The sequence below is a fragment of the Peribacillus frigoritolerans genome (assembly GCF_030676415.1).
GTDB classification, from domain to species: Bacteria; Bacillota; Bacilli; order Bacillales; family DSM-1321; genus Peribacillus; species Peribacillus frigoritolerans_A.
This window is the reverse complement of the sequence record NZ_JAUUTW010000010.1, coordinates 1-13,065: the sequence shown is the minus strand read 5'-3', so window position 1 is coordinate 13,065 and position 13,065 is coordinate 1. Positions and strand designations below refer to the sequence as shown.

The following is a 13,065-nucleotide window of genomic DNA, read 5'->3' as shown; positions in this document are numbered from 1 at the left end:
TTTTTATTATTTTCCGGCTTACCCGGGACATTCGAGTTTTTTGTACATATCTTGATATTAATGAAAATATAATGAATTAACTTGTCCAGTTATTGCAAAAGAATTAACTGCTGGGTTTTAAATAGGCCAGTTGGTGGAATATGAAGTATGTAACAGACAATGTCCTTCTATTTACAACTCGGTGAACGTTTCTTTCAATAAGAATAAAGTGAACAAACTATGTATATTTAATGGAAAACATAAAAATATATTTTAAAATTAACAATATTTCTCTTTTAATTACGTAAGCCTTGTTGTAATATAAATGTAACAATTGTAATATTAATTAAACTTTCGTTACATAAGTATCCTATTAGGGATTGGGGAGAAAAATTATGAAAAAATTTTTAGGCATGCTATTATCCATTATGATTTTATTTTTCACATTAAGTGGTCAGGTTACCGCAAAAACGACATCACAGAATTTGTCTGACGCAAATGCATTAAAGATAGCCGATAATGCGAGCAAACATTTTTGGAATGCATTACACGGGTACAATACCCGTTCATGTTCACAAAAAACGTTCAATTATAAAGGGACAGTGTATTCATACCTTTGCCAAGAGTTTAATACAAAAGATAAATTGACTAACTACTTAGCAGAGACATTTACTAATAATGCAGTTGAAAAAGGGCTGACCAAATATAGGTACATTACCCATAAAGGGAAATTAGCCCGTCCAATCGGAGACGGCTACAGCATGTTGGAGTGGAGAAAAGCAAAAATTAAATTGGTCTATCAAAAACTGAACGTTAGATCCTACAATTTAACTGTACCTACAGTCGACGGTGACTCAGTAAAAAGAACGGTTACCTTTTATAAGTCCGGATCCACTTGGAAAGTCAATCAGTTCGATGCAGTTCAATAAAAAACGGCTTAAATGTAACGCCTCATATGATGTATAGTTAGTTAAAAACTATACATCATATGAGGTTTTTTCTGTAGTCCCTTGGATTTTGAGAAATAATCTTACTGACATGTATCAACTCACTTTTCACTTAACGGATTTTCAAACAAAAAAACACAGCTAGGATGCTGTGCCTTAACGGACTTTTGCCTTTCGGAAGCCTTGATAGGAATCGTAGGCGGCAAAAGAGATGGTGATTAATATGAGACCCCAGTAAATCGAGGTTTTCCATTCATCGATTGTAAACAGTGTATTTTGGTATGCAATGAATTCCGGGTTCAATAAATTAGGATTACTGATGATGATTATGAAAGTCAGTGTGGACAATAGCTGGTATATGGCATGGAATATAGCTAGTTTCAGGGTCCATTGTCTTAAAAATAATTTGTAAATCGCCAAGAGAACACCAATGATAACTACGCAAGATACCAGCAGCCAATAGGAATTCAATACCTCTTGATTGAAAGAAGGGGTCACGAAAATGAGACTGTCATTTCTTTTTTCATAGACGCCTAAGAGGTTTCCTGCATTGAAATAAAGGGCCGTGAATACAGAAAGACCTAACAAACTTGCAAAAATCTCGACCCAAGAAATCGCTTTTTCCTTTGAAATGTTCGGAATATCTTTTAGGTTTTCCGGTGTCCATGGTTTCAAGTCTTTTGTTAAAGGCGACTGGTCTTTTGAAGTATCCACGCGTTCTACAATGGCAAATGAGAGCGTTAACCAAAAAAACACTTGGATACCTGTACTGATGATACCTGCTATCCCTTTCCCGATTGTGTTGAGAACCGAATCAATAACCGTATTATCCCCCATATCCCGAAACGGATTATCCCCTACTAATGCGATCAGTGATATGACTGCTGCGATTGGTAAAATCATTTTCACCAGACATATATATAGATCATAATAACGCGGTCCAATCAGATGCATCGGCCGATCGCGATAACCGCTTGCCAGTGTAACCGGATCTCCTAATTTCAAAAGAACGTCTTTCACATCTTGCTCCGTATGAACCTCCGGTAGCATATCTTCGATTGTAGATTGAAGCTCAAGCGCAATATCCTCCCGGTTTTTTTCTGGCAGCCTCCGGGTCACTTCCTGAATATAAAGTTCAATCAGCTCCATCTTCTCCCTCTCCTTTTAATAAAATATAAAGCTCTTGAGAAGTTTTTTCCCATTCTTCCTTTAACTGAGTGAAGATTTCTCCCCCATAATCACTTAAAGAATAGTACTTGCGCGGTCTACTTTCAGAAGTATCCCAGCTGCTGGTCACCAATTCTTGTTTTTCCAGGCGGCGAAGCAAAGGATATAAAGTACTTTGATCAATGGTAATTCCCGACTTCTCTAAACGCTGGACAAGCGAGTACCCATATTGAGGGGTTTTGAGCTGACTTAGAACAGCTAACGTCAGAGTGCCTCTGCGCAGCTCAGTGGTTAATGAATTCAGTAATGTGCTCATCCAATCACCTCTTCTCTATACTATGTGACGTACACCATACCTTATACTATGCATCATACACTATTTTAGTTCGTACACCAACATAAAAAGTAAAATATATTCAATTTAAAGCATAAAAAAGAGAAGCGTTTCACGCCTCTCCGTTTTTCCATTATTAATATCACACAAGAATGACCCATAATATCATCGTCGTGATTATCGTGACTACTCCTTGTATTAAGGTTGCCATCGTTTGAGCTTTATAGGCATCCGTCACTTTCATCCCGCTAAATTGGGTGACCACCCAGAAGAAGCTATCATTTACATGGCTTACAGTCATCGCACCTGCACCAACAGCCATGACTACCAATGCAAGTGGAACAGCTCCTTCAATACCCAACGTTGGAAGCATGGGGGCAATCAAAGATGAAGTGATGACCAGGGATGCTGTGGAAGAACCCTGCGCTGTTTTTAACCCAGCAGCAATTAGGAACGGGACCAGCAGGAACAAGGAACCGCTAAAGATGCTGCCTATATCCCAACTTTGGATGATATCTGCAATCCCCGTATTCTTAATGACTGTACCAAATGCTCCGCCCGCCCCGGTGATCAATAAAATTGGCGCAGCATCCAATAAGGCAGCTCCTATCCAGTTTGTCAATGTTTCTTCATCGTACTTAGGCAGCAATGTCAGAGCTGAAATTACTCCGACGAGCAATGCGATGACCGGCTGGCCCAAGAATATGAAAAATGCGGCGATTCCTCCCTCTGCACCAAAGAGCGTTAATACAGAACTGGCTCCAATCAGGACAATCGGTAAAACGATCGGTAAAAATGATTGAAAGGCAGAAGGCATCTTGCCGAATGAACGGACAATTTCATCATAATCGTAATCCAGGTCACTTCTGTCATCTTCAACCTCTATCTTGGTCGCTACTTTCATTGACCATATATAACCAGCAAGTGCAGCTGGAATCGCCGTAATAAGACCAATCAAAATGACCGTCCCCAAGTATCCATCCGCTCCGATATTCCCGGCTGCCGCTATTGGCCCTGGAGTTGGTGGCACTAGTGTATGTGTCGCATATAAACCAGTGGCAAGCGCAACTGACATGGAAGCAACCGCTACTTTTGCGCGTCTAGCCAATGCTTTTCTTAAGCTCGATAAAATAACGAAACCTGAATCGCAAAAAACGGGTATGGATACGATAAAGCCAATCATGCTCATGGCAAGCTGCGGTCTTTTAGGACCGACAATCCGCAATACGACTTCGGCCATTCGTAATGCGGCGCCGGCCTTTTCCAAAATGGTTCCGATTATTGTACCGAAAACGATTACAAGTCCAATGCTCGTCATCAGTCCGCCAAAACCGCCGTTAATATTCTCAACGATTTGATCCAGAGGCATCCCAGAAGCAAAACCCACAAATAAAGTGCCTAATAGAAGCGATAAGAACGGATGCAGCTTGAATTTAGTTGTCGCAAAAACAATTAAGAACACACCAATGGCCAAAACAATAAATAACATTTGATTACCCCCTATTTTTAATCGTTGCCAAAAAAGTCCGCATTACTTGTTCTGCTGAAACTTCCAACAATTCAGCTCCTCTTTCCATAGCTTCCTTTAAAGGCATGGGAGCGTTCACCAAACTATGAACACTAGTTATTCCATGGTCATATAAAACTTCAATACCCATTCCGATCGATCCCGCCAAAACAAATACGGGAATACCATGCTCTTTGGCTTCTTGTGCAACTCCCAATGGTGTTTTGCCTGAAGCAGTCTGGTAATCGATTTGGCCCTCACCGGTAAAGACACAATCGGCATCAGACAATTTTTCACCCAGTTTCGTATACTCCATAACAATATCGATGCCCCTTTTTGTTTCTGCTCGGAAAAAGGCTTGAAATGCACCTCCAATTCCACCAGCAGCACCAGCGCCTGCTTTATCATGCAAGTGTATGCCTGTTTTGATTTCCACCAAATCAGCCCATGATGTTAATGCTTTATCAAGCATTTCAACCATGGCTGGAGTCGCCCCTTTTTGAGGTCCGAATACACTTGATGCCCCATCGGGACCGATTAACGGATTTTGGACATCCGAGGCAATCAAAAACTCGGAATCTGCTATTCTGGGATCAAAATCCTCCGTATTGATTTCTGATATCCGCGATAATGCGGCACCTCCGAATCCTACCGGTTTACCCTCTTCATCAAACACCTTCATTCCCAAAGCCTGGAGCATTCCAACACCGCCATCATTGGTAGCGCTTCCACCAATCGCTAAAATGAACTTTCTACAGCCATCATTCAATGCTTTTTGAATAAGCTCCCCTGTCCCGTATGTAGTAGTGATCAATGGGTTCAACTCATCTGGATCGACTAGGCATAGACCGGATGCACTGGCCATTTCAATCACACATGTTTCCTGATCTCCCAAGATTGCATATGCTGCCTGAACGTCTTGAAGTAAAGGCCCGTTAACAGTCACTTCAACTTTTCGCCCATTTGTAGCTGTAACAAGGCTATCCATTGTACCTTCCCCGCCATCCGCTACAGGAACCAATACTGTCTTCGCATCCGGCAGTGCCTTCCTGACTCCTCGCTCGATTGCTTTGGAAGCTTCTGATGCTGACAAACTTCCTTTATAGGAATCTGGTGCAATTACGATTTTCATGCTCAGATCCCCTTTGAATATATTTTTATATTAATTTAATTATAATCTTCGGAAATATTTTAATCATCGTTCATTCTATACGAAAATTAGTATGACATATTTGAATTTTTTGACTATACTATATAAAAAAAATGATCTTATAGAAAATTTTCTGTTATTTTCCCAATTTCCTAAAGTATAAGATAGCTATGGTTTAAACTATCGACCTTTCACTTTTTCATGATAAATCATAGCTTGTTTGCATGACATGTGATTACCCCATTCTGTTATCGCAAACTGGATAATCAAATAAAAAAACTCTAGAAGGATGACTTGTATGCTAACCCAAGAAATTGCAATGGAAATAGTCAAACAAACCACCAATAGACTTAACAGAAATATTAATATTATGGATGAAAAAGGAACCATCATCGCCTCCGGAAATCGTGAACGCATCGACCAATTGCATTTTGGGGCAATGGAAGTACTGAAAACGGGAAAGCCTTTAATCATTCACGAAAAGGATCGTCATCAATGGGCGGGGGTCCTTCCAGGAATTAATTTACCTATTAATTTTCAAAATGTCATTATTGGCGTTATCGGGATCACCGGTGATCCGACAGAACTCTTGGAATTCGGGGAATTGGTGAAAATGATTACGGAAATGATGCTTCATCAAGCTTTTATGGTTGAACAACTCGAATGGAAACAACACTTGAAAGAATTGGTATTTGAAGACTTACTAAAAGAAGAGATCAATCAGCATTCGATTGATCAGAGACTTGAACTGATTGGAATGAAATTAGAACCTCCCTATCAGGTGGGGGTGATGGAAATGAAATTAAATCCGTTAAATAAGAGTGAGCTGATTCAAATGACGGAAACTGTTTTTGGCACACAACACGCCCTTGTTGGGTTCCTGAATGTGAATCGAGTTTTCATTCTCACTACGGCGCTTACTGAAAATAACATCGGCCAAAGATTGGATACAGTCATCAAACAATTAAAGGCAAAAGGCTTTGTTATACGAATTGGTTTGGGCTCTCTTGTCGAAAAGGAATCATACATATGCCACTCCTTCCGGGAAGCTGAATCAGCACTTTCACTAGGTGAAGCCAATCAAGCTTTAACGATATATACTGATGTGGAAACAAAGGCACTGTTGGAAAGGATAGATGAGCGGACGAAACAGCAATTTCAAGAAAGAATACTAGGCAGCTTATCTGAAAAGTTGATCGAGACACTGCAACAATTTTTCCTTAGTAACTTAAATATCGGGGAATGTGCAAAAAGAATGTATATCCATCGTAACTCCCTTATATACCGATTAAAAAAAATCAAGGAAATTACCGGATACAATCCACAGGTGCTGCATGATGCCATAACTTTGCAGTTAGCCATTTGGGTAAGCCAATCGAAAAAGAGAAGTTGAAGGTTATTGTAAGAACAAAACTGCCTAATTAAATTATTTCGTTCTATCCCTATTAAATCCTTGCATTGGAATTCTGTATAATTGATCGAATTACCGAGTAGATTAACAATACATACATGATTTTTTTGCATACCAGGAGGGATTGAATGAGCGGCATCGCAAACCTTTTAATTATCATTGGATTTACCGTTATCTTCATCATCATCATTGCCTTGTTTTTTCTAGTACTTTATATGATTTTCTTTGACCGCATGCAGAAGCGTCATGCAATTTTAAGGAATTACCCCGTGCTTGGAAGAATACGATACTTTCTGGAAAAAATCGGGCCTGAAATGCGACAATATTGGTTTAATAGTGATAACGAAGGAAAACCCTTTTCCAGGGATGACTATGAACATATGGTGAAAAGTTCAAAATATTTACGGGATGTCATAGGTTTTGGCTCAAAACGGGATTTTGATGAAGAAGGCTTCTTTGTTAAAAATAGCATGTTTCCAAAATTGGCCGAAGAAGAAAAATATGATCGTGAAACAAAAGTGACGACGAAAAGATACATTCTTTTGAAAGACCCGCTTTTCTCACAGCGAGAAGAAAAATGGGGAGATGAAGTATCCTCTGCATTTTTATTGGATGATGAAGATGCCGTGATCATTGGCCCAAACACCAAAAACCCCTTTCGTTTAAAAGGTCTTATCGGCATGTCCGCCATGAGTTATGGTTCTTTGGGGAAGAACGCAATCACTGCCCTTTCTGAGGGATTGGCTGCAGCAAAAGGAACGTGGATGAATACAGGGGAAGGCGGACTTTCTCCTTATCATTTAATCGGCGGTGTCGATATAATCATGCAAATCGGTCCAGCCATGTTTGGGGTTCGTAATAATATCGGCGAAATGGACTGGGATGAGTTAAAAAGAAAAAGTGAAATACCCGAAATCAAAGCATTTGAAATCAAATTGGCTCAAGGTGCCAAAACTCGCGGAGGGCATATCGATGCTGAAAAAGTGAATCCGGAAATCGCTGAAATCCGTAAGGTCGTTCCGTTTAAAGCGATTGATAGTCCGAATCGGTTTCATCAATTCAATGACGTAAAATCCATGTGCGATTTTATCGAAAAAATCAGGGAACATACTGGCATCCCGGTCGGCATCAAAATGGTCATTGGCGGCAATGACAGTGTTGAAGAGCTTGCTAGCTACATGAAAGAAACCGGGAAAGGTCCGGATTTCATTTCATTGGATGGCGGTGAAGGCGGCACGGGTGCATCTTATCAGGAATTGATCGATAGCGTGGGATTACCGCTAAAATCCGCTTTGCCGATTTTAGTATCGACACTGGAAAAATACGGTGTCCGCGATCGGGTTAAAATCATCGCCTCCGGTAAATTGTTCACGCCAGATAGAATAGCGATAGCTCTAGCCATGGGAGCCGACCTTGTTAACATAGCTCGAGGTTTCATGATTGCGATAGGATGTATACAGACGATGAAGTGTCAATCAAATGCTTGTCCTGTCGGGGTAGCAACCACTGATCCAGAATTGCAAAAGGCACTTGTCATTGATGAAAAGAAATACCGTGTGGTCAACTTTCTTGTTACCCTTAGAAAAGGATTATATAGAATCTCAGCCGCTGCTGGTTTGGATTCGCCGATCCATTTTCAACCTAAGCACATTAGCTATAAGGACGATAAAGGAATTGTCACATCCCTTGAAGATATTATGAACGAAGTTAAGGGGCAATTAGGAGCCAGGCAATGAAAAAACCACCGTCCAAGTTTGATTGGCGGTGGTTTTTTCTTTAATCAATAAAAGCCATTATAGCCTGCTGTAAAAGTTCCGAAATGTATCAGGCATGTAAACGAATATCCCCTGTCTCCACTTTTCCCTTACCCATCAGCTTTCCATAGCGATAATAAACATAAACTGCAGCTATAAAACCAGTTACAGACAGGAATGCATCAAATATGAAGATGATGGATATATTCCCGCTTTTCGACATCCAACCCGTTACAAGCGGCATCACTATAGAAGCCAATCCAGCAGCTGTTGCCACGATACCCGTCACTGTTCCTTTTTTCCTCCAGAAAAATTCCGTCATTATCGTAATGGCTAATTGAAAGATCCCCGCAGTGGAAAGTCCGATGAAAAATGCTGTGATGGAAACGATGATCGGTACCTTTACCAAAAGGATCGTAAGGATTGAAATAAAAGTTATGATCGGATAAATCATGATAACCGTTATTGGCCGGACGATCTTTTTTAATAAAACGGATAAAACCAATACGGAAATAAGTGCCCCTAAACTATAATAACTTAGCAATTTGATGGAACTGGCCATCGGCATGCCCACAACCTGCTGACCATAACTCGGAAGCCAAATCTGTGAAACGGTGAATAATCCTGTTGATGTGAAACCGATTATCACGAGAGCAAGTCCCTCTTTACGTAATACCGGTTCTGAAATGAATTTCTTGCTCTGGATACGATCATCTACTTGTTTTTCCTTGTTCATATTCAAACTTGGAAATGAAACGGTAAATAAAAACATCAAGTTCAATAGATAAATAGCAGCAGGAATAAAAAAGGCATATCCATAAAACATCTCATGATTCGAGAAAAATAAAATCATGAACGGGAGAATAAATGCACCAGCAGACATGAAAGCTTTCACCAGTACACTGGCAGAACCAGCGGCTCTTGGGAAAAGCTCTGTTAAACCAGGATATGAACCGGCATCCATTGACGAATTAGCGACACCTGCAAGGATGGCAAAAACAAAAGCCAAATGATAATTTGGTGATAATGGAATACCGATCAAGAAGATTCCCATTCCCAATGAAGAAGCAATAATTAGTGGTTTTCGCCCGATTTTATCTGATAAATATCCCGTAAAGGCATATGTAAGTAATTTCCCTCCCCCTATAGCTGCGATGATATAACTTACTCCGGCATTATCCGTATCCCATTGCTCCGTTAAATAGGACATATTCGATGCGAGCATGATATTGACCATACCTAACAGGAAATAATTAATATACACTCCTGAGGCAGTTTTCATATATGTGTTCTTCATCTCAAAACTCCCAACCTGTTTTTCAGTAAACGTCCTCCATCGATTCAATATTCATAAGAATCTAAAAATAATCATAACATTTTTTCTATTTAAGTAAACAAAACCACTTAAACTTATTCATTAACTGGCATATAGAAGACAGTGTGACTTGCGTTTTTAATGCAAAAAAAGCTCATTTGACATGAGCTAGAATCAATGTTCAATATATCAAATGGATTGATAAAACCATTTGCCATCACGTTTAAACTTTCTGCATTGGTCATTCAAAAAAAGGTATTCAAGGTGTGCCAATGTTTCACCAACAGCAAATCTGGTTTCGTGAATGGGCAGATTTCCAAATAAGATATGGCAAGCACTTTTTACAGAAATCGGCTCTTTCATGTTTTCATGAATTACATGCAACCGGTCCTGATGGTGATCCAACAATTCAACAATTCTTTTATTGGCATTTTGAAACGGTTTCCCATGTGAAGGGATGACATATTCAACGTCCAGCTTTTGTATTTTTTTCAAAGAAGTAAAAAACTCTTCCAATGGGTTGCTGAAACCTTTAAACCAATAAGAAATATTTGGAGATACCCTGGGCAATATATGATCTGTCGAGAAAAGGACATTTTTTTCTTTATTGTATAAGGAAATCAGGCCATCAGAATGTCCCGGTGTGAAAATTACCTCATACTCATAATTGCCAAAATGCAGCTTCATTCCTTCTTCAAGATGATGATTTACATTAGGATAGGGTTTTACTTGTGGCATGAATCCGCTTTCGTCACTGGATAAGGCCACTGCTACATCGTCTTCCATACCACATGCAATATAATTTTCTTTAAGCAGATTGAGCGAATCCGCTTCCCAATATGTAGTTCCCGCATGTTCATCCACTTGTGTCATCCAAACATCCGCACCGGTCAGTTGTTGTAATGCCCCTGCATACCCGAAATGATCTGGGTGATAATGGGTGATGATAATATCGGTAATATCGTGTTTTTCGATGATTGGCTTCCATAAATCCCTTGTCGTTTTGTTGTTTAATCCCGCATCAATGATTGTCCACCCTCTTTCGCCTTCTGCTAGGAAACAATGGACATGGTCCAACCTAAAAGGCATTGGAATGGTAAATTGAGTAACTTTCAATTCATTCAGCAAGTAGAACTTCCCCTTCCGATGTACCATCATTTACATGAACAAAAAATCATAATTGTTAATAACAAAACATTTAAGTTTATTAAATAAAGCTTATCATAATCATTCGACGGACTCCTTCAATTTCCTTTAATCAATATCAAGAGCAAATCGATTAAAATCCAGAAGCAATAGACTGGGGACTGGGCTTTGGTTCATTCAAGAAATTAAAAAACCGCCATTAAAATTAATGACGGCATCTCGTTTTACATATCTTCCTCGATTGTTTGAACAAGGATAAAAAGAAAATGATAGATTAAATTAAAAGCTTCATCTAATGACATGTTTTCTCGAAACCCTTCTACGTTATCCAAGGCTAAATTCACATCCCATAGCCCGTCGCCCTGGTTAAACATTAAACTGAATGATCCAATTCCTTCTTGAAGTTCCTTAGTTAAATACGTTTTTAAAACTTCTCCCATTTTTTTCTGGAATTTCAATCCGAACATCGCGTTATACGTACCGAAAACATCATCGACTTCTAAGGAAAGTGCCTCAACACCGATTAATTCGAACCATTGTGATTCAAAGTAAAGGAACTCATCTTTGTTATTTTTCAAATACTCGATCGGTTGTGATAAAAAAGCAGAGTTCTCTTCAGAGATTAATTCTTCGCTCTCTTTATTACTGCGTTCCATATAAGCATCTGTAAAACGGGATGCATTTTCTTTTTCCACTATAATGATATCATCAGCGATTAATTTATGTTTTTCTAGATAATCCTTTTCTTCTTTATACAACTCAACCTTATTTTCGAATACGGTTTTTGATATGTATGCTTCCATTTGTTTTTTTAACATGTTATGGCCTCCTATTATCTTTTCAAGCTCTCGCAGTTTCAATCATAGCATATTCACTATGGATAAATTAACTTTGTGAAAGAAATTACAAGATCGATTGTAGCAATCATTTCATGTCTTCGATATAGTAGTGGTAAGCGTTTATACATATGAGAGAAATGAGATGTTGAATATGCAAAAAATCATTGTAGTTGGTGCAGGAATTTTGGGAGCTTCCACTGCCTATCAGTTGTCTAAAAATGGGGTTGAAGTGATCATTATTGACCGCCAAGATGTCGGTCAGGCAACATCTGCAGCTGCAGGAATCGTTTGCCCATGGATATCGCAAAGACGCAACCAAGCTTGGTATCTCCTTGCCAAAAATGGTGCGGCTTTTTATCCGGGCTTTATTGAAGAACTTGAACGGGACGGGGAAACCGAGACTGGTTATGCCCAGGTCGGGGCCATAAGTTTACATACAGATGAAGATAAACTGAATGCGATGAAGAACCGGGCTACAAAACGGAAAGACGATGCACCGGAGATGGGGACGATCACAATACTTTCGGCAGAGGAAACACGTGCCTTATTCCCTCCCCTTTCCAGTGAATATACAGCCGTTCACGTGAGTGGTGCCGCGCGGGTCGATGGACGCGCACTTCGTGATTCCTTATTGCGGGCATCACAAAAAAACGGTGCAAAACTTATGTATGGTGAGGCTATACTTACATATAACGGTGCACAAGTGACAGGTGTAACACTTGGAGATGAATTCATATCTGCCGATAAAGTGATTGTTTGTGCTGGCGCTTGGGCACCGCAATTATTGAAGCCACTGGGCGTGAATTTTCAAGTCACCTTCCAAAAGGCTCAAATCATACATCTGGAAACGCCAAATGACAATACGAATAACTGGCCTGTAGTCATGCCGCCGAGTGATCAATATCTTTTGGCTTTCGATAATAATAAAATCGTTGCTGGGGCAACTCATGAAAATACGGAAGTTTTCGATAATCGAATGACCGCAGGAGGACTCCAGGAGGTTTTCAATAAAGCCTTGCAAACCGCTCCCGGTTTGGAAGATAGTACGTTTGTTGAAGCAAGGGTCGGATTTCGTCCCTTCACGCCAGGATTCCTTCCGGTCATGGGTCCTTTACCTGACTGGGAAGGCATAATCGTAGCCAATGGTCTTGGAGCTTCAGGTTTAACAATGGGCCCATATATAGGCTCACTATTGGCAAACCTCGCACTTGATAGGAAAATCGAAATCGATATAGAAAATTATGATGTTAGTGGTGCACTTTCCACATAACTTCCAAATCATTACCTAATGGCTGAATGATGAATGTCGACTGATCTGAAAATTACCCAGACTAGTTTTTTCAATTGGTTCTTTTCATAAAAAATCAAGGACCTTTGATGGGTCCTTGATTCAGTTTGTAGACAAAAGGGGTTCGGAATTAAAAAATTCCGAACCCCTTTTGAAATTCCCTTTTAAATTTTGACCAAAGGTTAAGAGATTTGGGCTCTTCGAGCCACTATGTTAAGCCATTTTAGG

At 39.8% G+C, this 13,065-nt stretch carries 11 protein-coding genes; 4 read left to right on the top strand and 7 right to left on the bottom strand.

Features of this window, described 5'->3' with window-relative positions; translation table 11 throughout:
• The first annotated feature begins 374 nt into the window (after window positions 1–374).
• On the top strand, window positions 375–908 hold the full coding sequence (locus Q8G36_RS11640) for an IseA DL-endopeptidase inhibitor family protein (protein ID WP_305160325.1): 534 nt from the start codon (window positions 375–377) through the stop codon (window positions 906–908).
• Between the two features lie 174 nt (window positions 909–1,082).
• Here the strand turns inward: Q8G36_RS11640 and Q8G36_RS11635 are convergent, their stop codons facing one another.
• From Q8G36_RS11635 to Q8G36_RS11620, 4 genes are all read right to left on the bottom strand, one after another.
• Complete coding sequence (locus Q8G36_RS11635) at window positions 1,083–2,075, bottom strand: HAAS signaling domain-containing protein (RefSeq protein ID WP_305160324.1); 993 nt, start codon at window positions 2,073–2,075, stop codon at window positions 1,083–1,085.
• Window positions 2,062–2,409: a PadR family transcriptional regulator gene (locus tag Q8G36_RS11630; RefSeq protein ID WP_034306796.1), complete on the bottom strand. Its 348-nt coding sequence runs from the start codon at window positions 2,407–2,409 to the stop codon at window positions 2,062–2,064. Before Q8G36_RS11630 ends, Q8G36_RS11635 begins: the two co-directional genes overlap by 14 nt.
• Before the next feature lie 160 nt (window positions 2,410–2,569).
• Complete coding sequence (locus Q8G36_RS11625) at window positions 2,570–3,916, bottom strand: GntP family permease (RefSeq protein WP_305160323.1); 1,347 nt, start codon at window positions 3,914–3,916, stop codon at window positions 2,570–2,572.
• Between the two features lie 4 nt (window positions 3,917–3,920).
• Window positions 3,921–5,066, bottom strand: coding sequence for a glycerate kinase (locus Q8G36_RS11620; protein ID WP_305160322.1), 1,146 nt, complete (start codon window positions 5,064–5,066; stop codon window positions 3,921–3,923).
• 316 nt (window positions 5,067–5,382) lie between these two features.
• Between Q8G36_RS11620 and Q8G36_RS11615 the strand changes: the two genes are divergently transcribed.
• Window positions 5,383–6,477, top strand: a complete 1,095-nt coding sequence (locus Q8G36_RS11615; protein ID WP_305160321.1) for a CdaR family transcriptional regulator — start codon at window positions 5,383–5,385, stop codon at window positions 6,475–6,477.
• Between the two features lie 146 nt (window positions 6,478–6,623).
• Window positions 6,624–8,231, top strand: coding sequence for an FMN-binding glutamate synthase family protein (locus tag Q8G36_RS11610; RefSeq protein WP_305160320.1), 1,608 nt, complete (start codon window positions 6,624–6,626; stop codon window positions 8,229–8,231).
• Between the two features lie 88 nt (window positions 8,232–8,319).
• Here Q8G36_RS11610 and Q8G36_RS11605 read toward each other — a convergent pair whose 3' ends face one another.
• The 3 genes from Q8G36_RS11605 to Q8G36_RS11595 all read right to left on the bottom strand — a co-directional run bounded on the left by Q8G36_RS11605 (window position 8,320) and on the right by Q8G36_RS11595 (window position 11,528).
• Entirely contained in the window at window positions 8,320–9,546 is a 1,227-nt protein-coding gene (locus tag Q8G36_RS11605) for an MFS transporter (RefSeq protein WP_305160319.1), read from the bottom strand.
• A gap of 207 nt (window positions 9,547–9,753) precedes the next feature.
• Window positions 9,754–10,692 carry an MBL fold metallo-hydrolase gene (locus Q8G36_RS11600; protein WP_305160318.1) on the bottom strand — a complete coding sequence of 313 codons (939 nt, stop codon included), beginning with the start codon at window positions 10,690–10,692 and terminating at the stop codon, window positions 9,754–9,756.
• A gap of 242 nt (window positions 10,693–10,934) precedes the next feature.
• Entirely contained in the window at window positions 10,935–11,528 is a 594-nt protein-coding gene (locus Q8G36_RS11595; protein WP_305160317.1) for a branched-chain amino acid aminotransferase, read from the bottom strand.
• Between the two features lie 172 nt (window positions 11,529–11,700).
• On the opposite strand from Q8G36_RS11595, the gene Q8G36_RS11590 reads away from it, so the two are divergent.
• Window positions 11,701–12,819 carry an NAD(P)/FAD-dependent oxidoreductase gene (locus Q8G36_RS11590; RefSeq protein ID WP_305160316.1) on the top strand — a complete coding sequence of 373 codons (1,119 nt, stop codon included), beginning with the start codon at window positions 11,701–11,703 and terminating at the stop codon, window positions 12,817–12,819.
• The last annotated feature ends 246 nt before the right edge of the window (window positions 12,820–13,065 follow it).

Coding starts and splice junctions, on each gene's coding strand:
- Q8G36_RS11625 (WP_305160323.1), bottom strand. CDS start 3,916: ATGTTATTTATTGTTTTGGCCATTGGTGTGTTCTTAATTGTTTTTGCG.
- Q8G36_RS11635 (WP_305160324.1), bottom strand. CDS start 2,075: ATGGAGCTGATTGAACTTTATATTCAGGAAGTGACCCGGAGGCTGCCA.
- Q8G36_RS11640 (WP_305160325.1), top strand. CDS start 375: ATGAAAAAATTTTTAGGCATGCTATTATCCATTATGATTTTATTTTTC.
- Q8G36_RS11620 (WP_305160322.1), bottom strand. CDS start 5,066: ATGAAAATCGTAATTGCACCAGATTCCTATAAAGGAAGTTTGTCAGCA.
- Q8G36_RS11590 (WP_305160316.1), top strand. CDS start 11,701: ATGCAAAAAATCATTGTAGTTGGTGCAGGAATTTTGGGAGCTTCCACT.
- Q8G36_RS11615 (WP_305160321.1), top strand. CDS start 5,383: ATGCTAACCCAAGAAATTGCAATGGAAATAGTCAAACAAACCACCAAT.
- Q8G36_RS11630 (WP_034306796.1), bottom strand. CDS start 2,409: ATGAGCACATTACTGAATTCATTAACCACTGAGCTGCGCAGAGGCACT.
- Q8G36_RS11610 (WP_305160320.1), top strand. CDS start 6,624: ATGAGCGGCATCGCAAACCTTTTAATTATCATTGGATTTACCGTTATC.
- Q8G36_RS11595 (WP_305160317.1), bottom strand. CDS start 11,528: ATGTTAAAAAAACAAATGGAAGCATACATATCAAAAACCGTATTCGAA.
- Q8G36_RS11605 (WP_305160319.1), bottom strand. CDS start 9,546: ATGAAGAACACATATATGAAAACTGCCTCAGGAGTGTATATTAATTAT.